Source organism: Streptomyces sp. DSM 106670 (assembly GCF_055792845.1).
Genome location: NZ_CM147704.1, coordinates 3,899,026 through 3,921,650 on the forward strand (window position 1 = coordinate 3,899,026; position 22,625 = coordinate 3,921,650).

General features: G+C 74.4%; 10 protein-coding genes and 1 riboswitch. Of the genes, 8 read left to right on the plus strand and 2 right to left on the minus strand.

The genetic code is table 11. The features are described from left to right. The 8 genes from ACSMXR_RS17310 (at window position 1) to ACSMXR_RS17345 (ending at window position 17,402) form a co-directional block, all read left to right on the plus strand. On the plus strand, window positions 1-2,703 hold the full coding sequence (locus tag ACSMXR_RS17310) for a hypothetical protein (protein WP_473172272.1): 2,703 nt from the start codon (window positions 1-3) through the stop codon (window positions 2,701-2,703). Then, a complete protein-coding gene (locus ACSMXR_RS17315) occupies window positions 2,696-3,817 on the plus strand; it encodes a hypothetical protein (RefSeq protein WP_473172273.1) in 1,122 nt (373 codons plus the stop codon). Before ACSMXR_RS17310 ends, ACSMXR_RS17315 begins: the two co-directional genes overlap by 8 nt. After that, window positions 3,814-4,365, plus strand: coding sequence for a Pycsar system effector family protein (locus ACSMXR_RS17320; protein WP_381791968.1), 552 nt, complete (start codon window positions 3,814-3,816; stop codon window positions 4,363-4,365). The genes ACSMXR_RS17315 and ACSMXR_RS17320 overlap by 4 nt, the downstream gene beginning before the upstream one ends. A gap of 139 nt (window positions 4,366-4,504) precedes the next feature. Continuing rightward, window positions 4,505-6,775 carry a VWA domain-containing protein gene (locus tag ACSMXR_RS17325; protein WP_473172274.1) on the plus strand — a complete coding sequence of 757 codons (2,271 nt, stop codon included), beginning with the start codon at window positions 4,505-4,507 and terminating at the stop codon, window positions 6,773-6,775. 49 nt (window positions 6,776-6,824) lie between these two features. Continuing rightward, window positions 6,825-10,634 (plus strand): tubulin-like doman-containing protein, encoded by a 3,810-nt coding sequence (locus tag ACSMXR_RS17330; protein ID WP_473172275.1) that lies wholly within the window; start codon window positions 6,825-6,827, stop codon window positions 10,632-10,634. After that, window positions 10,631-13,378 (plus strand): hypothetical protein, encoded by a 2,748-nt coding sequence (locus ACSMXR_RS17335; RefSeq protein ID WP_473172276.1) that lies wholly within the window; start codon window positions 10,631-10,633, stop codon window positions 13,376-13,378. Before ACSMXR_RS17330 ends, ACSMXR_RS17335 begins: the two co-directional genes overlap by 4 nt. Continuing rightward, on the plus strand, window positions 13,375-15,429 hold the full coding sequence (locus ACSMXR_RS17340) for a protein kinase family protein (RefSeq protein ID WP_473172277.1): 2,055 nt from the start codon (window positions 13,375-13,377) through the stop codon (window positions 15,427-15,429). Before ACSMXR_RS17335 ends, ACSMXR_RS17340 begins: the two co-directional genes overlap by 4 nt. Next, window positions 15,426-17,402 (plus strand): hypothetical protein, encoded by a 1,977-nt coding sequence (locus tag ACSMXR_RS17345; protein WP_473172278.1) that lies wholly within the window; start codon window positions 15,426-15,428, stop codon window positions 17,400-17,402. The genes ACSMXR_RS17340 and ACSMXR_RS17345 overlap by 4 nt, the downstream gene beginning before the upstream one ends. On the opposite strand, the gene ACSMXR_RS17350 is transcribed toward ACSMXR_RS17345, so the two are convergent. Continuing rightward, window positions 17,395-18,552 carry a hypothetical protein gene (locus ACSMXR_RS17350; RefSeq protein ID WP_473172279.1) on the minus strand — a complete coding sequence of 386 codons (1,158 nt, stop codon included), beginning with the start codon at window positions 18,550-18,552 and terminating at the stop codon, window positions 17,395-17,397. The two genes, ACSMXR_RS17345 and ACSMXR_RS17350, sit on opposite strands and share 8 nt — an antisense overlap. A gap of 82 nt (window positions 18,553-18,634) precedes the next feature. Then, window positions 18,635-22,240, minus strand: a complete 3,606-nt coding sequence (gene cobN, locus ACSMXR_RS17355; RefSeq protein ID WP_473172280.1) for a cobaltochelatase subunit CobN — start codon at window positions 22,238-22,240, stop codon at window positions 18,635-18,637. A gap of 117 nt (window positions 22,241-22,357) precedes the next feature. Beyond that, window positions 22,358-22,437: riboswitch (cobalamin riboswitch) on the minus strand. Between the last annotated feature and the right edge of the window lie 188 nt (window positions 22,438-22,625).

Genomic DNA, 22,625 nt, shown 5'->3' on the forward strand with positions numbered 1-22,625 from the left:
ATGGCCGACGAAGCAGTGGCCGACGGCCCGGCCGAGCCCGCGCGTCCGCAGCCGAAGGACGACCGCTCGTCCGACGCACCGCCGCGCGGTGGGGGCCGGAAGGACGACAGGGCCAAGGACGCCCCGGGCGGCAAGGACGCACCCGGCTCCTCAGACACCCCCGACGGTCCCGACGCCCCCGATTCCGCCGACGACGAGGCCGCCGAGCGGGAGAAGGAGCGCGAGCGCGCCGCGGACCGCTTCAAGGATCTGACCCGCGATCCGCTCGCCGAGGAGGAGGGCGAGAAGGAGCCGACCGACCTCGCCGCCGCCGCGCGCGCCCGGCGGGCCGGGCAGAAGCAGTTCACCAGCGGCCGGGACGTCACCAGCTTCGACCGCTCGCGCATCGCGCACGCCCACATCGGCGACATCAACGTCTCGCTCGACTCCCGACGTTCCGGCCTCACGATGCGCGACGGCCCGGTACCCGAGGAGGAGTTGCGGCGGCTGCGGCGGGCCCACATCGAGCCGGCGGGGTACGTACGGCTGCGCCGGGCGCTGGAGTCGCGGCGGCTGCTGGTGCTCGGCGGGGCCCCCGGCACCGGCCGGACCAGCACCGCCCTGGCGCTCCTGGAGGAGGTCACCCGTAACGGCGAGGGCGCCGAGAACGGCGGCGAGCGGGTGCCTCGCCCCGCCGAGCGGGTACGTCGCGCCGCCCCGGAGGAAGGGGTGCGCAAGCTGGTCGACCAGGTGTCCGCCGGGGAGGGCGGCCACCTCCCCGGCACCGGGTATCTGCTGGAGCCCGCGCTCGACCGGCCGGGCACCCTGCCGCCCGACGAGACGGACCTGGACCAGTTGGCATCGGCGCTGGCCCAGCGGGGCTCGTACGCGGTCGTCGTGGTGAGCGTCGGCTCGGCGGCCAACCCGCTGCTGGCCGGGCGGTACGGGGCGATCTGCCCGCCCGCCCCCACCCGTGAACTGGTCGCCGTCCGGCTGCGCGAGCGGCTGGAGGAGGAACACGGCGACACGGAACGGGACGGGGGCGGAAGCGGGGGCTGGGGCACGAGCGAGGGCGGAAGCCGGGACGGAGGCGGAAGCGGGAGCGGGAGTGGGAGTGGGGACCGGAACGGAAGCGGAAGCGGGGACCGGGGCACGAGCGAGGGCGGAAGCCGGGACGGGGAAGCACGCGAGGGCCGGGACGGGGCGCTCTCCAGGCTGTTGGAGCGGGCTGCCGAGCTCCGTGAGGATCCCGAGGTCACCGAGGCCGTGGGGCTCGACGATCTGCGCCCCGCCGAGGCCGAGTTGTTCGCCTCGCTGCTGGCCGGGCATCTCCTGGGCACCGTCGACCGCGAGGAGCTGCTGTCCGGGTGCCGCGGACTCGCGGCCGTCCAGGCGTACGAGTGGTTCGCCGGGGTGGACCGGGCCCTGGCGGCCCCGCCCCCGGGCGACGGGCGGACGCCCGTGCGCTCCGGCACCGCCGCCCTGTTCCACCCGGTGGCGTTCCGGATCGCGCTCGCGGTACTCGGCGGCGCGACGCACAGCGCGGTGTCCGCCGCAGCCCACCTGCTGACCTGGGAACTGTCCGTACAGAGCGATCCGGACAGCACCCCGGCGCGCGCCCTGTTCTGCGACGACCCGGAATCCGACCTGGCGCTCTCGCGCGCCCGGCAGGTCGACGGCACCGTCGACGTGGCGGGCGCCGAGGTGAAGGGGCGGCTGGTCTACTACCGGGGCGCCGCGCTGCCCGCCGCCGTGCTGGCCGAGGTCTGGGACCGGCACTTCCCCGTCCGCCTCCCGGTCGTCCGCTGGCTGCGGCTGCTCGCCGACGACCCCCGGCCCGATGTGTCGATGCGGGCAGCGGTGGCCGCCGGAGAGCTGTCCGTACGGGACTTCGAGCACGGGTACACCGAGGTGGTCCGGCCGCTCGCCGAGGCGCCCACGCCGCGCCGCAGGGTGTTCGCCGCCGCCGCGCTGGACCAGGCCGCCGGTCACGCCTCGCACCGCAAGGCGGTGCGCAAGGTGGTCGACGACTGGTCGCGGTACGGCTCGGCCTCGCTGCGCTGGACGGCGGCGATGGCGCTCGGCTACGGGCGGTCCGCCGACTCGATGGACGACACCCTGGACACGCTGGCCCGGATCGGGATCCGCGACGACGGTGAACTGCTGGCCGTGGCCTCGCTGAACGTGGTCCGGCTGCTGCTGCTCCCGGAGTGCTCCGTCGTCCTGAAGAGGCTGGCCGACTGGACCGGGCACCGCGGCGAGGAGTACCAGGACCTCGCCCTGGTGACCATCGTCCGGCTGGCGCTGACCGATGTGGACGACGTCCTCGACGAGGACCCCGGCACCCCGCTGGCGGACCGGGGCGACTGGCCGCTGCTGCTGGCACTGGCCGCGACCCGGCCCGAACTGATCGGGCGGCTCGCCGACCTGTTCTGGACCGCGCTCAACACCGCACGGTCCCAGGGCGTGGCGCTCGACGCCCTGGAGCACATGCTGCGCTCCGCGACGCGCAAGAACGGCCGCGCGTGGACGCGGCCGGGGCTGGCCGCGCTGCTGCCCGCGCTGATCGCCGAGGAGCGCGACCAGCGGCGGCTGGACTGGCTGCTGCGCCGAATGATGAGGGATCAGGACCGTCCGCTCACCGCCGAAGCGGCACGCGCCCTGTGGCGGCTGGCCGTGACCGCGCGGCAGCGGCGGTCCGACGAGGAGGAGAGTCATGGCTGAGGAGAACGGCGTGGCCGGGAACGGCCCGGCCGAGGACGACGCTCCCGCGGCGTCGAGGCCCGCGGGCCCGTTCCTGCGGGAGTACACGCCGACGGGCTCGTTCCGGCAGGGCGGCGCCCGCACCACGTCGGTGCTGTTCTACCGGCGGGGCTACAGCGTGGCCGGCGTCTCCGGCGTCGAGCACTACGACAAGCCGCCGCTGGCCCGGCCGCACACCATCTGCGAGATCGCCGCCGGCACCTATGTCACCACCCTGCGGATGGAGTTGCCCGCCGCCGGCGGGGCGACGTTCTTCAAGGCGGAGGTGGACATCCACTGGACCGTCGAGGACCCGCACCTGGTGGCGGTGGAGGTGGTCACCGACATCGCCCAGCGGCTCACCGCGCCGACCCTGGAGCGGCTGCGGGAGATCTCCGCCCAGTACCCGGTGCACCAGGCGGAGCAGGCCAACACCGCCATCACCCGGACCTGCGTCTCCGGCCGGTGGAACGACCTCGGCGCCGACCTCGGGCTGCGGGTGCGGCTGTACGTACGGCTGCGGGTCGACGACCGGACGATCGGCCACACGGAGGCCGTCCGGGAGGAGGCGTCCGGGGCCGAGCTGAACATGATCCGCCAGCAGCGCTACCTGACGATGCTGCGCGGCGGTGAGCTGGAGCAGCTCAGCCACATGCTGGCCGCGGATCCCGAGGCGGCCAACAGCTTCCTGGAGAAGATCCGCCAGGAGGGCCGGCAGGACGAGAAGGACCGCGTCGACCGGCTCTTCGACATGGTCGCCAGCGGCCAGATCCCCTCCAGCGAGATGGACGCGCAGGCGCTCGCCTATCTCAACCGCGAACGCCTCAGCATCCAGGGCCCCGTGGGCAACCGGCTCGCCCGCAGGACCCAGCGGGAGCTGGAGCCCGCCCGCGACGAGCCGTTCACCCCCGACTGGGTGTCGGACGAGCCTCCGGTGCGACGGCCCCGGCCCGACCGGGACCAGCACCGGGATCGGGACCAGGACCGGAGCCGGGACCAGCGCCGGGACCGGGACTCCGGACCCGTGCCCGAACCGCCCGCGCCGCGCGCCCGTACCCGCGATGACGGCTGGGGCTGGGCGGAGGACGACGGATGAGCGCCGACGGCAGTACACGGACTTCCCCCGCCCCGACCGCGCCGGTGCCGGACGGGGGTCAGCACGGGCCGGACAGGGCGGGGGAACGCATCGCGGAACGGCTCCTGGTCACCGTCCGGGAGGACCTGGGCAGGGCCGACTCCAAGGCGGCGGTGCTGCTTTCGGGGGCGCTCGCCCTGCCCGCCTTCCTCATCGGACGGCACGGCTCCCCGGACTGGCAGGGCCCCGGCGACCTGGCGCTGGTCGTGGCCGGGCTGCTGTGGGTGATCGCGGTGGCCGCCCTGGTCCGCGCGCTCCTGCCGCGTACGGGCACGGTCCGCGACCAGGAAGGGGTGACGTACTTCGGGGACCTGCTGGCCCCGTTCGACTACGACGTGCTGACCGCCCGGATCAACGAGGCGGGCCGCGATCCGGTCGGCTGGCTGCTCGTCCAGGCCGTGGACGTCAGCGCCATCCTGTCCGCGAAATACCGGGCGATCCGCTGGGCGGTCGCCACGCTCGCCCCGTCGGCCGCGCTGGCTCTCGCCTGGAGCCTGGCCGCGCGCTGACCGAACCGCACGGGTGCGCCACGTCCAGAGGCGCACCACCGACGACTACGCACAGTGATCGAACACGTACACCAAGCTTCACGGCACCACGCAGACACGCAGACACGCAGACACGCAACGACAGTAAAAGGGGACGGTCGTGCGAACTGACCGAAGAAGAGGCCCGGCCGGCACCGGCCGGGCCGGGCGGGCGGCGCTGTCCGTCCTGGCCGGCGCGGCCGTGCTCATGTCTCTGACGGCACCGGCCGCCCCCGATCCGGAACCGGCCGCGGCCGCCGAGCCCGCCTTCGCCTCCGTCAACTACGCGGTGGCCGTGGACCAGTCCGCGAGCCTCGCGCCCGAGGACATCAAGGCGGAGAAGGCCGCCGCCGCCCGGATCGCGCTCGGCGACGTCTCGGCGACCTCGCACATCACCGTGTTCGGCTTCGCCGCCGCCGAGTCGGCCGACCAGCGGGCGGTGGACCCCGCCTGCCCCCGTACCCGGCTGGACGCGGCCGGGCGGGAGTCGATCGGGGGCTGTGTGGACAAGCTGCGCGGCCGCAAGAAGAGCGAGGGCACGGGGACGGACTTCCCGAGCGCGATACGCCAGGGCGTGCACGAACTGAGCTCGGGCACCGACCCGTCGGTCCCCCGGGTGCTGTTCCTGCTCACCGACGGGGAGATGGACGTCACCGGCAGCCCCCAGTACGGGGATCCGGCGCACCGCGAGGCGGAGGGCAAGCGGCAGCTGGAGCTGGAGCTGAAGAACGCCGCCGCCAAGAACGTACAGATCTGGCCGCTCGGCTTCGGTCCCGCACCGGACAAGGAGCAGCTCGACAGGATCGCCGCCGGCGGCTACCAGAAGGGCTGCGTCGACCTGCCGTCCGCCCGCCCCACCGCCCGTAAGGTCTCCGGGGCCAAGGACGTCGGGCCGGTGCTGGAGCGGATCTTCGCCGCCGCGCACTGCCTGCGCTACCAGCCGGGGCCGAGCAAGCGCCCGCCCGCCACACTGCCCATCACCATCTCGCCGCTGGCGACCGTCGGCTCCATCGTCGTCGACAAGGGCTCCCCCGAGGTGACCGTCACCTACACCGACCCGCTCGGCAACAAGGTGCCCACCACGGGGACGTTCCAGGACTCCACCTTCGAACTCGCGGGCGGCGGCAACACCGTGGAGGCGCTGAAGATCATCGACCCGGTGCCGGGCCGGTGGAAGGTCGATGTGAAGGCCCCCGAGGGCCACCGCTCGCTGCCCGTCGGCGTCAGCGTCCTGTGGCAGGGCGAGCTGCGCGGCTCCATCACGATGGACCCGCCCTCCCCGCAGGCCGGGCAGAAGGCGACCGTCACCATGCGGCTCCAGACCCGCGAGGGCTACGAGATCAAGGATCCGGCCGACTACGCCGGTCTGAAGGTCAGCAGCGAGCTCACCGGTGACGGCTTCGCGCCGCTGCCCCTGCGGCTCACCGACGACGGCAAGGGCCCCGACCCCACGAAGAGCGACGGCTCCTTCAGCGGTACGGTCACCGTCCCCGAGAGCGCCGACGGCGCCCTGAAGGTCAGTGGCACCCTCACCGCCTCCGGGCTGAGCGCCGACACCCGCAGCGAGGGCGGCCAGGTCGCCCCCGGCGCGCTGCCCGTCACCACGGCGCTCGGCCCGGTCCGCGGCGACGGTCACCCCGGGGACACCGTCACCGCGAACCTCTCCGTCACCAACACCACCGACGCCCCGCACACGCTGCGGCTCTCCCTCGCGGACGTCCGGGCCGGACTCCTCGGCGTGAGCCCCGCCGAGATCGTGGTGGAGCCCGGCGCGTCCACCACCCACGAGATCCGGCTCAGGATCGGCGACGCGAAGGCCTTCGAGGGGCGGCTCGACGACGGGCCGCTCGGCATCGGCGGCACGGTCACCGTCCAGGACGCCACCGACGACGACCGCACCCTGGTGCGCACCCCGCTCTCCGTCCAGGTCACCGCCGAACCCGGCCTGCTGGACCGCTACTGGTGGGTGCTGGTCGGCGCCGTCGCGCTGATCGTCGTCGGCGTCCTGCTGGCGCTGGCCTGGATCCGGCAGCGACGCCGCCGCCGCGACCCGTACGGGCTGATGCTCCATCTGATCTCCGAGGACGGCGACGTGCTCGGCGTCCACAAGGCCGGGCACGGCCAGAAGCAGTGGTACGCGTTCGACATCGCCGAGGCGCACAGCAACCCGCGCATCGAGCGGCGCACCCACGGCCAGTACGCCGTGCAGCGCAGCCCCGAGGGCGGTGCGGTACTGCGCAGGCGCGGTGGCGCCCGGACCCGGCTCACCGCGACCGGCCGGGTGGAACTCACCGACCGGCTGAGCCTCGCCCTCGGCGAGGACTCCGTACGCCCCACCGCCCCCGGCCGGCCCGATCCGGTGAGCACCGGCGGACACGACGACTACCTGTGACGCCCATCGACGTACCGGCCCCACCCCGGCCGGTAGCGGGAGGAACCCCATGAAGATCTTCCAGCCGATGCTCTTCGTCGGCCTGGGCGGGACCGGCGGCCTCGTCGGCGCCGAGCTGGAACGCCAGCTGCGCGTGGACCTGTGCGGCCCCGACGGCACCGCACTGCAGCACATCGGCGGCCTCGCCCCCTACCAACTGCCCGATTGCCTGCAGTTCGTGTACGCGGACTTCAGCGAGCCCGACCTCCAGCGGCTGCCCCAGTTCAACGTGGACTCCTCGCTGCGCGCGGCCTACGCCCGCACCTCGCGGGCCACCCACAACCTCCTGCCGAACTTCGACAGTTCGCCCGAGGTGACCCAGATGCTGCGGGCCAGCCTGCGCGACGAGGTCGCGGGCTGGCTGCCCCCGCGCGACGGCGAACCGCGCGTCACCCCGCTGCACAACGGCGCGGGCCAGCTCCCCACGGTCGGCCGCGCCGCGCTCTTCGCGACCCTGCGGCACTCCCTCCAGCCGGTCCTGGAACCCCTCATCCAGGCGATCGACGCCATCGCCAAGTCGGCGGGCGAGCTGAGCGAACTGGGCGGCGGCCGGGTCACCGGCTGCGACGTCTTCGTCGCGTTCTCGGTCGCGGGCGGCACCGGCGCCGGGATCTTCCTCGACTACCTCCACCTGATCAACCAGGCGTTCAAGATGCGCCGCTTCAACGGCGTGAAGATCTACCCGCTGGTCGTCATGCCGTCCTCGTTCCCCGCCGCCACCGGCGGCGGCCGCGAGGCGGAGCTCAACGCCGCCCGCTCGCTGGTCGACCTGTTCCGGCTGGTCGACGGGCAGAACGCGCCGACCGCCGGGGCGGAGATCGGCGATCTCGACCAGGAGACCGGCCTCGGCATCCGCTACCCGGGCACCACCCCGGTCCGGCTGCGCACCGGGATCCTGCCGACCGCGTTCCTCTTCAGTCCGACCGCGGGCATCCGCCAGGACGATCTGCGCCGCTCCATCGTCTCGCTGGTGATGTCGCTGATCGGCACCGAACTGGGCGACAGCCGCTCGCAGGGCCGGTCGATGGCCGGCGACGACGACTTCCAGACCTTCGCCGCCAGTTTCATCAACCGGGGTGTGCACCGCAGCGCCCTGTCCCCCACCGGTATCGGCCGCCAGGGCGTCTCCACCAGCCTGGTCGCCTCGATGACCGCGCCCATGGACCAGCTGGCCGATCTGGTGGCCGGGCGGCTGCTGCGGGTCGCGGTCACCGAACTGGTGGAACGCCCGCGCAACCCGGCGAAGGACGACGCGATGCCGCTGGTACGCCAGCTGTTCGCCGACTCCCAGCTCGAAGAGCTGTGGGAGCGCAAGCAGTTGCCCGTGGAGGACCCGCAGCCGCTGCCGCGCGGCGGCAAGGCGATCGAGGAGGCGCTCAACCACCGGATCGGGGACATGCAGCGGCTGCTGTCCGAACTCCAGGGCATCGCCGACCGCCAGGCCGCCTCGATGGCGGGCCGGTTCAGCCCGCGCCCGGCGATCGAGAAGCTGCTGCAGAGCGTCGACCCGTTCCTCGCCGAACGCCTCGTCCGGGGCGTCCCCGACAGCGAGGACGAGATCACCCGGCTCGGGTTCCTCGGCATGCTCACCGCCCGCGCCCGCTCCCCGAAGCGGCCGCCGGGCGTCACCGACCAGCCGCCCAAGACGCCCCGGATCAAGGGCCGGATCGCCGGAATGTCCCCGGCCCGCTGGGGCGACGACGACGTACGGGCGGCGCTCCAGGCGCAGGACAGCTGGTACCGCTGGCGCAGCCGGGCCGTGTGGCACGAGGCCTGGCGCGAGCAGCAGCAGCGCTGGCAGTCGCAGGCGGACACGGCGGGCACCGACCTCGGGCGGCTCGTCAACGCCTTCCGCAAGCAGGCCGACCAGGAGCGCAAGTCCGCCGAGCAGAAGGGCATGGAGCTGTACGCGGAGCGCACCGGCATCTCGTACCTGCTGCCGCCGCAGCGCAGCCTCAACCACTTCTACGAGGACGTCGTGGCCCGGCTCGTACGCCGCGAGGGGCTGCGGGAGAGCGACGACGAGGCGTCGCTGCTGCTGCGGCTCGTCGACGGGGACACCTGGCGGGACGTCCACGCGCGCAGCCATCGCAACCCCGACGGGGCGGTCGGCGCCGTCAAGGCCCGGCTGGAGGGGCGGATCACCCGGCTCTTCGCGGAGAGCGGGGCGCAGTTGGAGGAGCGGCCCCTGCTGCCCTCGATGAGCACCCTGCTGGCGGCCGCCGCCGGTGACGCCGACGCCACCGAGCAGGTCAGCAAGGAGGCGCTCGACCTGTTCAGCCGCAAGCTCGCCGGTCTGCTGCCGGTCGGCTTCACCCCGGAGGGCACCGGACCGCTGCGGGTCCTGGTCACCCATCCGCGGGTCCAGGCGGCGGAGGAGGTGCAGGAGTACCTCGCCAAGGCGCTGCGCCTGCCGTCCGACGCGAAGAACGCCGTCGAGTACCGGGGCGTGGAGAGCGACTCGATCACCGTGGTCCTCTTCCGCAGCGAGATGAGCCTCACCCAGGTGCCCGAGGCCCGCAAGGTGCTGCGCCAGTGGGCCAGGGCCAAGGACGACGAGCAGGCCCACGACGTCCTGCGCTGGCGGCAGCGCCTCGGCTTCGAGGACGACTGGATGGTCAGCAGCGAGGAGGACCGGCGCACGATCCTGCACCGCCTGCTGTGCTGCCTGTGGAACGGCCAGGTGGACGTACTGGAGGGCGATTCCTCCTCGCCCGCCCGGGTACGGCTGCGGCTCTTCCCGGAGAAGGGCGCGAGCGTCCCCGGCGTACGGCTGCGGCTCGGCGACTTCCCCGGCGGCATCTCCAGCTGGTCGGAACTGCTGCGCTCCTACGAACGCTGGACGGTCCTGGACGACGAGCGGACCGTCGAGGACTACTGCCGCAAGCTGATGAGCGCCCAGCCCCTCGGCCTCGCCCGGGCGGGCACCGACCCGCACCCGCTCTTCGTCGAACTGGTCGAACGCATCGCCCCGCGCCAGCTGGAGCTCCTGGAGGAGCGCCGGGAGCGCGACGGAGAGCGCGTGGACGGCTGGATCCGGCCGCTGTGGGAATTCTGGGCGGAGACCCTGCCCGCCGCCCTGGACACGGAGTTCGGCGACCAGCACGCGATCCAGCCCACCCTGCGCACCCTGCTGGAACACGCACGCGGCGGCACCCCGAAGCCCCGCCCCTCCCGCCCCGCCCCGGAACGCCGACGCGTCCCGGCGGACGACGAGGACTGGGGCACGACGGCCCCCGGCACCGACGAACACCCGGCCGCCGAGGAACGGCCCCGCGAGAGCAGCCTGCCCGCGCCGCGCTCGGCGCACCACTCCGTCCCGCACGAGACGTACGAGGCGTACGGGACGGAGGAGCGGTACGAGGGCGGCACGCGGCGCGCGGAGCCGAGGAACGGACGGGAGCGGTACGAGTCCCGGGAGGAGCGGTACGGGGAGCCCCGGAACGGGCGGGAGCGGTACGACTCCGGGGAGGAGCGGTACGGGGGCGGCTCCTCGCGCGGCGAGCGGGCGCGGGACGAAGGACGGCGGGACGAGCGGTTCACCGACGAACGCTTCACCGAGCCCCGGCCGTCCCGCGACGACCGGTTCGGCGACGAGCGTTTCACGGACTCCCGGCCCTCCGACGACGGCCGGTCCGACGACGACCGGTCCGGCGGCGAGCGGGCGCGGGACGAAGGGCGCCGGGATGACCGGTTCGGCGACGGTCCGGACGGGTTCGGGGGGCACGACCGGCCGCCGGTCCGCCGGCCGGCGGCGGACGGGTGGGACGCGGACGAGGACGCCGCCGGGCGCTCCGGCCGGAACGGGAGCGCACAGTGACACCTCTCGACGACACCACCGCCGTGGTCCGGCTCGACCTGCGCTCCGGGGCCGCGGCCCTGGCCACCGCGCAGGCCGTGCGCGACCGGGTGGCCGAACAGCTGGGCCGGGCCGGACTGCCGGAGCCCGACTACCCGTTGTTCCTGGTGACCGACACCCCGGCCGGTCTGACCGACCACCAGCTCCAGTACGAACTGCTCTCCGGCTACCGGGCGGTGGGCGAGACCAGGATCCTGGTGCTGCTGGTCGGCAGCTCCCCCGGTTCGTACGCCGGCGGCGAGGAGGCGTACCTCCCCGACCGCCGGCTGGTGCGGCCCACCACCCTGCGGGCCTCATCGACCGGCCTGGTGTGGGCCGGTGATCTGCGTTCCGCCCGGACCGCCCTGGACCGGCCGGAGCCGGACGACCCCGCGTCGCTGGCCGTCCTGGTGGACCTCCTGTCGGTCCCGGACGTCTTCGTCCGGGTCCTGGAGGACCTGCGGAAGCTGCCCGACTCCGTCGCCGCCCCCGGCGTCCGGCTGCTGGAGCAGGATCTGCCGGCGGAGGTCAGGGACCGGGCCTGGCGGGACGCGCTGACCCGGTTCGCGGGTGAGGACTCCGGGTCCGGCGACCCGGTCGACATCACCCCGGACGCCCGGCTGCCCGAACCGCTGCGCGCACTCGTGGCGGGACGGGACGCCCGCGGCCAGGGGCACCGGCGGCCGGACGGCCCGGTGAACCTCGCGCACCGGGCGTGCGCGGAGTCCCTGGACCGCGCGGACGAGGACCTCGTCGCGCTGCGGGCCTTCCCGGGCCTGCTGCACCCGGCCCGGCGCGAGGCCCTGGAGGCGGATCTGCACCAGGCCCGCGAGGACCTGGACGGGTTCCGCACCCTGGTGGAGCGGGCTCTCCAGGGCGGCGGCGGTGCGGCGGCGCCCACCGCGGAGGCCACCGCCCGGCTCGGCGCGCTCGGGCTGCGAGTGCCGTCGGCGGACAGCGCGGGGGAACGCGTCGGCGAGGGGCTGCGCGAACTGGCGGGCACGCTCCTCGGCGACGGGCTCGCGCTGCGTTCGGTGGCCCAGCACTTCACCGCGCTGGCCGGCCGGGTCGAGCCGGTGCCGGGCACCGCGCTGCTGCACCGGCTCGCCGACCACTCCGAGGAGTCGGTGAACCGGGGTTCCGCCACCGAGTACGCCGCACCGCCCCGCACCCCGGGCGGGGTGCTGCTCATGGCGGGCGCGGCGGGGCTGCTCGGCGGCCTGTGGCAGTGGCCCGCCGTCGCCGCGGCCCTGGTGGTGCCGGTGGTGTTCGTGCTGGTCGCGCTGGTGGGCGCGGGCCGGCTGCGCTCGGGCCGGCGCGCCGCCCGGTGGACGGCGGGCCCCCGGGTCGCCGCCGTCGCCGGTGCGGTGGCCGGGGCGGCGGTCGCGTACGCCGCCGACCCGCCGCTCTGGCTCGGCGGGGCCGGGCTGCTGGTCGGTCTCGGGCTCACCGCCGAGGCGGTCCGCAGGCTCTGGCGGGACGCGGCGGACTCCTGGGCCGCCGGGCGCGGCACGACGGCGCTGCGTACCGCGCTGGACGGGCTCGACGCCCTGCTGGCGGAGCTGGTCCGCGAGCACTGGGCGGCCGAGGAGCGGCTGTACTGCGCCGACGCCGCCCGCTCGGTGGCCGGGATGCTGCGGGCGACCGCGGCGGCCGCCGACGCCCAGGCCGCGCCGGAGCCCGTCGCCCCGGCCGGGGCGGGCGGTTCCGATCCGTACGGGGACGACGACTGGCTCTCCGCGCCCTCCGCGCTGGAGACCCTGGATTCCGGCGCCGCCGACGGGGGCGCGGACGACGGCGACTGGGCCGCCGCCTACGCCTGGGACAACAGCCCGCTCCAGAACGGCGAACGGGCCGACGACCGCACCGATGACCGGCCCACCGACCGGGACAGGGACGGGGACGGTTACGACGATCGATACGGCGATCGGTACGGGGACGGGTACGGGGAGGGCTCCGGCCCGTACGGGGCACCCGCCCCGGCCGCGTATCCCGCCGGTCCCGACGACGCCCCGTGGGCCGACGGCGGGAGCGACCGCGCACCGCGCTGGCTCGACCGGGAGATCGGCGAGGGCGGCCCGGACCTGGTCGCCACCCTCGCCGGGGACCTCCGCAACACCGCGATGGCCGCCATGGCCCCCTACTGGGGCGCCGTCGAACGCGGTCAGGCCGGGGCGCTCGCCGTCTCGCGGACCGAGGAACGGGTCCGTGAACTGCTGTCGGCCGCCCGTCACCACCTGTGGCGGTACGGGGTGCTGGCCCCGCCGCCGTACCCGGCCGACCACCGGGCCCGCACCACGGCCGCCGGGCTGCTGGGCACCGACTCGCTGCGGGTCGCCGAGCTGGTGGGGCGGGAGGCGGACCGGGGGGCCGTCGTGCAGCTGTCCTCGCCGGAACAGGGGGCGCTCCTCAGCCGTGACCCGGAGGCCGCCCGGTGGATCCGGTTCGCCCCGGCGACCCTCCAGGGCGAGGTCGAGGCGGCCTGGCGCAAGAGCGGTTCGCCGCCGGTCGAGGACGCGCTGTGGACCTCCTCCGGCCGGTACGCCGGGCTGATCCGGCTCACTCCGCTGCGGATGGGCGTGGTCGACACGGTCCTGCCCCGGCAGAGCACCGGCACCGCCCGGACGGGCACTTCCCGGACCGGCAACTCCCGGACCGGCGGCGGCGACACCGGCCGCGCCGAGACCACCGTCCACGCCGAGTTCAGGGAGGACGACCGGTGGTGAGCACCACGCCGCTGGGCCGGCCCGCGTCACCGGGGGCCCCGCGCCCCCACCTGGTCTTCACCGACCCCGCCGGGCGGCGGCGCACCGCCCCGGCCCGCTTCGGCCGGCCATCGCGCCGCGATCCGGCGCTGCCGCAGCAGATCCGCAACGGGCTGCTCGACGACCAGGGGCAGCAGTGCGTCCAGGTGTTCCTGTCGGCGGCCGACGCCGCCCACCCGGCGGCCCGGGCCCTGCTGGACACCGAGGCGGGCACCGCGCTCCACCTCGACCGGACCCTGGAGAACACCCCGTACGCCCATCTGTTCCCCACCGTCATCGGCTACGAACTGGACACCACCGAGCCGTTCCTGCTGTACGCCGCACCGCGCGGCACCGCCGCCGGGCGCACCCACGTGATGTCCGCGACCGACCAGCGGGTGTTCGCCCGGGACCTGACGCTGGCCCTGTGCCTGCTGGACGGCCAGGGCCTCGTGCCGCGCGGGATCTCCCCCGCGACCGTGCTCTGGGACGGTACGTCGGTACAGCTCTGGGGGCTTGAGGGCGTCGCCCGCGCCGGACGGCCCCGGACGCCGTGGGGACGGGCCCCGTTCGCCTCGCCCGAACAGCACCGGGGCGAGGGCCTCGTCGACTCCCGGGACGCCGTGTGGAGCGCCGCCCAGGTGCTCTACCAGCTGGTGACCGGCCACCCGGGCCCCGCCGACCGGGCCCCGGCCGACCTCGACCGGCACCGGGTGCTCGCCGGGACGCTGCCCCGCGCGTTCGCCCCCACGGCGGCCGGCCGGCCCACCCCCGGGGCGCTGTTGGAGCTGCTGGCCCCGGAGGAGGCGCGGCGGCTGAGGCCCGCGGCCGCGGGCGACGGAACCCGCCCGCACCAGGAGGCGTTCGCCCGGGCGCTGGACGCCAAACGGCGGGCGCCCGCCCCGGCCGAGGACGCTGCGGACGGGTCGTCCGACGACCGGGCGCCCGGCGAGGTGCTCTGCCCGTACTGCCTGGAGGGCATCCAACTCGACCTGAACAAGCTGTATGTGACGGACGACCAGATGCAGTACCGCGCGCTGGACCTGTCCCGGATCGGCAACCCGGTGCGGCGCGAGGACGTCATGCGGGGCGCGGTCCAGCAGTGCACGGCCGACCCGGACTTCCCCGAGCACCACATCCCGGTGCCCTACCTCACCCACGGCCGTCCGCTGACGGTCGCCATGATCGGCCAGTCCAGCACCGGCAAGAGCCATCTGCTGACCCAGATGATCGCCGAGATCACCGACGGCGGGCTGGAGCGGTACGGGGTGGGCTGGCAGTCCGTCAACCCGGAACAGCACAGCCGCTTCGTCCGCGAGCGGGTGCAGCCGCTGCGCAGCGGCAAGGTGCTCGACCACACCAGCGGGGTCGGTCTGGACGGCTTCGCCCGGTTCGTCGAATCGCTGCTGCTCACGGACGCGCGCGGACGGGTCCGCCCGGTCGCCTTCTTCGACCTCGGCGGCGAGGATCTGGTCCGCACCGACGGGGCGTTGCGCTTCCTGCTCGGCATCGACGCCCTGGTCTTCGTCGTCGACCCGGCGCTCGCGCTGCCGCTGCCCCAGCTCGACGAGGTGCGCAAGCGGTGGGGCACCGAGGTGGACCGGGACGGCGACGCGGCGTTCGGCACCGTGCTCGACCGGCTGCCGCGCACGGGCCCCTATCTGGAGACCCCGGCGGCGATGGTGCTCGGCAAGTCCGACCTGCTCCGGTTCCAGCCGCCGGTGGACCGCTGGCTGGGCGAGGGGCCGCCCGCCGCGATCGGCCCGGACCAGTTCCTGGAGGAGAGCGGGGACGTGTACGCGCTGCTGCGGCAGCACGCCGGGGCGGCCTGGCTGCGCCCCTTCGACGCGTTCCGTCGCTGCACCCTGCACATCGCCTCGGCCACCGGTGGCCAGGAGAGCCAGGGCCGCTACCCGGCGGGCACGGGCCCGCGCCGGGTGCTGGAACCCCTGGTGTCTCTGCTGGCGATGCACGGGATCATCGAGGCGCCCGGGAGCGCCGCACCATTCGGCGTGGGAAGGGAAGCGCAGTGAACGACGACGCCCTCGATCGGCGCCCGGCGAACGACCGCCTCGACCGCCTCGACCGACCCGACGGTTCCGACCGGTCCGACCATTCCGGCCGGCTCGATCAGGTGGTCTTCCGCTGGGACGGAAACCAGGGCCGCTCCAGTACGGGCATGGCGGCGGTGGCGCACTCCTGCTCCGCCGAGCGCGCGGAGGCCCTCCGCCGCGAACTGGGCCCGCTGCTCTGGGTTCCGGGCCCCGGCCCGGAACCCCGCCCGAGCAGCGTCCGCCTCCCGTCCCGGACCGGGGGAACCGTGCTCCTCCAGCGGTGGCCCACCCTCGACCGGGGCGGCCGGCCCAGCACGGCCTGCCACGCGGTTTTCGGCGACCCGGACACCCTGACGCCGCTGCGCTGCCTGGGCCTCAACGGCAACGCCTGGAGCGACCGCGCCGTCGCCAAGACCGTCTCGGGCGCGCTGCCACCGCTGGACGGGGCCGAACTGCGGGCGACGGCGACCGAACGACTGCGCGCGATGTCGGATCAACTCCCCACGGTGAAGAAGCCGTTGATGGTGGTCACCGCCGAGTGGCTGCGCGACCCCTCGCGGCGGCTCTCGCTCCTCGCCGAGGAGCACGAACTGCCCGGCTGGCCGCGCCGCAACGCCGCGCCCCTGCTCTATCTCGGGCTGCTCTCGGTGTTCGGCGACTGGTTCGGCACGGAGTGGAGCTACACGACGTACGACACGGTGGACACCCACCCGTTGCGCCTCACCTGTGTGCCGCGGTGGACGTCCCAGGCGGCGGGGGCCCGGTCCCTGGCCCGTATCCGGCTGCGGCTGCCCGCCGAGAGGGACGTCGAGATGGCCGCGGCGAAGGAGATGGTCGAGTACGTGCTCGACCGCCCCGACGCCCCTCCGGGCGTACCCCATTTGACCGGCGAACTCCTCTCCGGGGCCCGCATGTCCGGGCCGGAACGACGCGAAGCCCTGCGCCGGATGCTGAACACCCGGCACGCGCCGGCCCGTACGCCGGCCCCGGCGTACGAGGACAAGTACGAGGACAGGTACGAGGACAGGTACGAACGCGAGGACCGGGCGGCCCCCCGGGACATCGACCACCACCAGCAGGAGCGGCACCAGCAGGAACTCCTGCTCCTGCACGACGAACTGCTGGCCCACCAGGGCCCCGACACCGCCAGGTCCGCACGGCTGGCCGCCCGGCTCCAGAACCTCCGGGACTCCCAGCTGCTCCCCCTCCTCCGCTCCGAGCGGCTGCCCTGGGCCTCCCGCGAACTCGTCCTCGCTGAGCTGGGCCACTCCGACCGGCTGCGCACCCGGGACCCGGAGACCGAGCACGCGCTGTGCACCGAAGTGCTGCGGCACAACCTGTACTTCAGACCCGCCCGGCCCGAACCGGGCAGCCCGCCCACCGCCGAGATGCGCGAGCGTGCGGCCGATCTCTTCTCCTGGGCCGTCGCCCCGCTCGTACGGGACCCTCACCAGGCCCCCGATCTCCGGCCGCTGTTCAACATCTTCCTGAAGGACGGCCGCGGCAACGGCATGGAGTGGCTGCGCCGCGTCCTGGTCACGCCCCCGGGCGGCCGGGCACCGGACCTGCCCCCGGAGCTGTGGCAGCAGATCGTGACGGACCTCCTCACCCACCCGACCCCGGCACTCGCGCCCAAGCCCGTAACCACACCGGCACCGGCGCCCGCGCCTGCACAGCCCGCCGCCGCACCCGCCCCGGCGAAACCCCCGGTCCCGCTCCCGCCCTCGTACGCGGCGGCGTCGGCAGCCACGCCGCCCCTGCCACCCCCGGCGGTCCCTGCAGCCCCGGTGCCGCCACAGACGGCACAGACGGCACAGACAGCCTCGGGCGGGCACGCCCGGTCCTCGTCCGGCCTCTCCGACCTGCTCTACAAGACCTGGTTCGTGCCCACGTTCGCCGGGGTCGTCGGCGTCGGGATCCTCGGCATCCTGCTGATGATCGCCCTCAACTGACCACCGGCCGCCGGTCCACGATCCGGGCCGTGGCGTCCGCGTCCAGGTGGGCGGTGCCCTCGGCACCGGTCACCGTGACCCGGACCCGGGGGCCCGCCCCCGTACCCGCCCCCGTCCCCGGCGTCACGTCGATGCGCCAGGAGCTCGGGTCGCGTACGCCCAGGGTCGTGCGGGCCTCGCTGACCAGGGCGGGGAACAGTTCGTACGGGAGCATCCGGAGGTGCACCGTCCCGCCGGGCGGGCGGGCGGAGTCGCCGCGGATCTCCATGCGGCGTGCGTCGATGGTGATCGCGGTGACGTCCGACGTGCCCGCCCGGGCCTCCAGTTGTGTGGCCGTCTCCCGCATCCGGCCGAGGGCCAGCATCGCGGACGAGGGCCCGGAGACCGTGGTGGACACGGTGAACGTCCGGGAGGAGGACGTGGTGGACGACGGCTTCGGCGAGGCTCCCGTATCGCCGTCCCCGGACGTGAACAGCTCGGCCCGGAACAGCAGCACCACCAGCGCCGCGCCCGCCAGCAGCGCGAGGAGACCCAGCAGGCACCACGCGCCGCCCCCGTCGTCGGGGTCCTTGACCAGGGTGGATTCCGGGGCGGAGTCGATCTCCGCCTCCTCGGCCCGGCGGCTCCACTCCGGGGTCGGGCGGGTGACGATCCGCACCTCCCAGGGCTCGTCCGGGCGGTACTCCACCACCGCGATGCCGCGCGGCCGGTAGGCGGGGATGTCGACGAGGTTGATCTGCTGGCTGATCTTCACCCGGTACGCGGGCCGGCCGTCCTCCGGTTCCGGGGCCACGGTCAGCCGGAACTTCACCGGCACGTCCGCCATTTCGCCGCTGGTGGCGCGCAGGTCCTCGATCCGGGCGAGGGCGGTCCTGGTCACCGGCGGCTTCCGGCGGGCCGCCCGCCGCCGACCGCCGAGGAAGGCGAGGAGGATCAGCAGGACGAGGACGCCGCCCCCGGCGAGCAGGAGCGGCACCCGCTCCAGGATCGCGCCGACCACGAGGGCCGCGAGCGCCGCGCCGGTCACACCCGAAACGAGCAGCAGGCGGAGGACGGAACCCAGCGTCTCCGTCGCCGAACTCTCTTTCGCGGTCGGCCCGTTGATCTCATCGGCGCCCTGCTCGTCAGACGCCCGCCCCGTTGTCCCCATGACCGTGATTGTGCCGGTCGGAGACGATCCGGGGCAGGTGCCGGACGAAGAAAGGCCGTGCGGGCCGGCAGGGCGAGGAGTGTCAGTCCTCGCCCTCCAGGTTCCCCTCCGTCTCCAGGTACACCTGGCGCAGCGCGTCCAGCACCGCCGGGTCCGGCTTGGCCCACATGCCGCGCGACTCGGCCTCCAGGAGGCGTTCCGCGATGCCGTGCAGGGCCCAGGGGTTGGCCTCCTGGAGGAACTGCCGGTTCTCCGGGTCGAGTACGTACGTCTGGGTGAGCTTGTCGTACATCCAGTCGGCGACGACACCGGTCGTGGCGTCGTACCCGAAGAGATAGTCGACCGTGGCCGCCAGCTCGAACGCGCCCTTGTAGCCGTGGCGGCGCATCGCCTCGATCCACTTCGGGTTGACGACCCGGGCCCGGAAGACGCGGGACGTCTCCTCGACCAGCGTGCGCGTGCGGACGGTCTCGGGGCGGGTGGAGTCGCCGATGTACGCCTCCGGGGCCGTGCCCTTCAGCGCGCGCACGGTGGCGACCATGCCGCCGTGGTACTGGAAGTAGTCGTCGGAGTCCGCGATGTCGTGCTCGCGGGTGTCGGTGTTCTTCGCGGCGACCTCGATGCGCTTGTAGGCGCTCTCCATCTCCTCGCGGGCCGGGCGGCCGTCGAGCTCGCGGCCGTAGGCGTAACCGCCCCAGACCGTGTAGACCTCGGCGAGGTCGGCGTCGGTGCGCCAGTCGCGGGAGTCGATGAGCTGGAGGAGGCCCGCGCCGTACGTACCGGGCCGGGAGCCGAAGATCCTGGTCGTGGCCCGGCGTTCGTCGCCGTGCTCGGCCAGGTCCGCCTGGGTGTGCGCCCGTACGTAGTTCCGCTCGGCCGGCTCGTCGAGCGAGGCGGCCAGCCGTACGGCGTCGTCGAGCAGCCCCACCGTGTGCGGGAACGCGTCACGGAAGAAGCCCGAGATGCGCAGCGTGACGTCGATACGGGGACGGCCCAACTCCTCGTACGGGATGGGCTCCAGGCCCGTCACGCGGCGTGAGGCGTCGTCCCAGACGGGCCGGATGCCGAGCAGGGCGAAGGCTTCGGCGATGTCGTCGCCCGCCGTGCGCATCGCGCTGGTGCCCCAGAGGGAGAGGCCGACCGAGGTGGGCCAGTCGCCGTTGTCGGTGCGGTAGCGGGTGAGGAGCGATTCGGCGAGCGCCTGGCCGGTCTCCCAGGCGAGCTTGGAGGGCACGGCCTTCGGGTCGACGGAGTAGAAGTTGCGGCCGGTCGGCAGCACGTTGACCAGGCCGCGCAGCGGGGAGCCAGAGGGGCCCGCCGGGACGAAGCCGCCGTTCAACGCGTGGACCGCGTGGGTGAGTTCGTCCGTGGTCGCCGCCATGCGCGGGACGACCTCGGTGGCCGCGAAGGTGAGGATGTCCGCCACGGCGTCGGGCAGGCCTGCGGCCACGGTCGCCACCGCGGCCGGGTCCCAGTCGGCGTCGTCCATCGCCTGGACCAGGGCGCGGGCCTGCTCCTCGATCTCGTCGGCGGCGGTGCGGGTGGCGGCCGACTCGTCGAGGCCCAGCGCCTCGCGCAGCCCCGGCAGCGATGCCGTACCGCCCCAGATCTGGCGGGCGCGCAGCACGGCGAGGACCAGGTTGACCCGGTCGTTCCCGGCGGGCGGGTTGCCCAGGACGTGCAGGCCGTCGCGGATCTGGACGTCCTTGATCTCGCAGAGCCAGCCGTCGAGATGCATGATGAAGTCGTCGAAGCCCTCGTCCTCCGGGCGGTCCGCCACCCCGAGGTCGTGGTCGAGCTTCGCGGCCTGGATCAGCGTCCAGATCTGCGCCCGGATCGCGGGCAGCTTCGCCGGGTCCATCGCGGCGATCTGGGCGTGCTCGTCGAGGAGTTGCTCCAGGCGCGCGATGTCGCCGTAGCTGTCGGCGCGGGCCATCGGCGGGACGAGGTGGTCGATGAGAGTGGCGTGAACGCGGCGCTTCGCCTGCGTACCCTCGCCCGGGTCGTTCACCAGGAACGGGTAGACGAGCGGCAGATCACCGAGCGCGGCGTCCGGGCCGCAGGCGGCGGACAGACCGGCGTTCTTGCCGGGCAGCCACTCCAGGTTCCCGTGCTTGCCGAGGTGGATCATCGCGTCCGCGCCGAAGCCGTTGTCGTCGGCGGAGGCGGCGATCCAGCGGTAGGCGGCCAAGTAGTGGTGCGAGGGCGGCAGATCGGGGTCGTGGTAGATCGCGATCGGGTTCTCGCCGAAGCCGCGCGGCGGCTGGATGAGGATGAGGAGGTTGCCGCGCCGCAGGGCCGCGAGGACGATGTCGCCCTCCGGGTTGGCGGAGCGGTCCACGAACATCTCGCCGGGCGCCGGGCCCCAGTGCTCCTCCACGGACTCCCGCAGTTCCTGCGGAAGCTCGGCGAACCAGCGGCGGTAGTCGGCGGCCGGAATGCGGACCGGGTTCTTCGCCAACTGCTCCTCGGTCAGCCACTCCTGGTCGTGGCCGCCCGCGTCGATCAGCGCGTAGATCAGCTCGTCGCCGTCGCCGGAGACCAGGCCCGGGATGTCCTCCTCGGGCCCGAAGTCGTACCCCTCGGCGCGCAGCCGGCGCAGCAGCGCCACCGCGCTGGCGGGCGTGTCGAGACCGACCGCGTTGCCGATCCGGGAGTGCTTGGTCGGGTAGGCGGAGAGCACGAGCGCGATGCGCTTCTCCGCGTTGGGGATGGTGCGGAGCTTCGCGTGGCGCACGGCGATGCCGGCGACCCGGGCGGCGCGCTCGGCGTCGGGGACGTACGCCGGGAGGCCGTCCTCGTCGATCTCCTTGAAGGAGAAGGGAACGGTGATCAGGCGGCCGTCGAACTCCGGCACCGCGATCTGGGTGGCCGCGTCGAGCGGGGAGACGCCCTCGTCGTTCTCCTCCCAGGCGCTGCGCGGGCTGGTCAGGCAGAGCGCCTGGAGGATCGGCACGTCGAGCTGGGTCAGCGCGCCCGCGTCCCACGACTCGTCGTCACCGCCGGCCGATGCCTCGGCCGGCTTCGTGCCGCCCGCCGCGAGGACCGTGGTCACGATGGCGCCGGCGGTGCGCAACTCGTCGATGAGGTCGCTCTCCGGCGTACGGAGGGACGCGACGTACAGCGGGAGCGGCCGGGCCCCGGCATCCTCCACCGCCGTGCACAGCGCCTCCACGAACGCGGTGTTCCCGCTCATGTGGTGGGCGCGGTAGTAGAGGACGGCGACGGTCGGCGCACCCTCGGGCAGCTCACGGGCCGGGCGCTCCAGCGGGCCCCACGCGGGGGCCGGGGCGGGCGGCTCGAAGCCGTGGCCGGTCAGCAGCACGGTGTCGGAGAGGAACCGGCCCAGCTGCTCCAGGTTGGCGGGCCCGCCGTGCGCGAGGTAGGCGTGCGCCTCGGCGGCGATGCCGATCGGGACGGTGGACGCGGCCATCAGCTGGGCGTCCGGGGCCTGCTCACCGGTCAGCACGACGACCGGCCGCCCGGTGGCCAGCACGGCGTCGAGCCCTTCCTGCCAAGCCCGTACGCCGCCGAGGAGGCGTACGACGACGAGGTCGACGCCGTCCAGCAGCTCCGGCAGTCCGTCGAGGTCGACGCGGGAGGGGTTGGCGTAGCGGTAGCTGACGGGCCCCTCGGAAGCGCGGGCGCTCAGGAGGTCGGTGTCGGACGTCGACAGGAGCAGGATCATGCTGCGTCAGGCCTTCCTCGGGGTGTCCACGCCCCGGGCGGTGTCGGAGGGGTCTCCCCGCGTCCGGCGCGAAACCGGGCGCTGCGCCCGGCTCGTGAACCGGGCGCTCGGGGAAGGGAGTTCCTGACTCGCCCGGCCGGTGGTGGCGGCCGTGCTCACAGTGGCGGGACCGCGCCGGAATCTCACCGGGCTTCCTCCCCTGTCGCCGTCTGGCGATGGCGGCCTGAACGGACCACCGCCTGCATCCTAAGCGGCGGAGGAGGGGCGGGGCAGAGGGCGGGGGTGCGGTGGTGATCACTGTTTACGGGCGGGGCAGAGGGCGGGGTGCCTGTCGGCGGGACGGGGACGGCGGGCAGGGTCCGACGGGCCGGTGCGGTTCGGCCGT

Coding starts and splice junctions, on each gene's coding strand:
- ACSMXR_RS17310 (WP_473172272.1), top strand. CDS start 1: ATGGCCGACGAAGCAGTGGCCGACGGCCCGGCCGAGCCCGCGCGTCCG.
- ACSMXR_RS17315 (WP_473172273.1), top strand. CDS start 2,696: ATGGCTGAGGAGAACGGCGTGGCCGGGAACGGCCCGGCCGAGGACGAC.
- ACSMXR_RS17320 (WP_381791968.1), top strand. CDS start 3,814: ATGAGCGCCGACGGCAGTACACGGACTTCCCCCGCCCCGACCGCGCCG.
- ACSMXR_RS17330 (WP_473172275.1), top strand. CDS start 6,825: ATGAAGATCTTCCAGCCGATGCTCTTCGTCGGCCTGGGCGGGACCGGC.
- ACSMXR_RS17350 (WP_473172279.1), bottom strand. CDS start 18,552: ATGGGGACAACGGGGCGGGCGTCTGACGAGCAGGGCGCCGATGAGATC.
- cobN (WP_473172280.1), bottom strand. CDS start 22,240: ATGATCCTGCTCCTGTCGACGTCCGACACCGACCTCCTGAGCGCCCGC.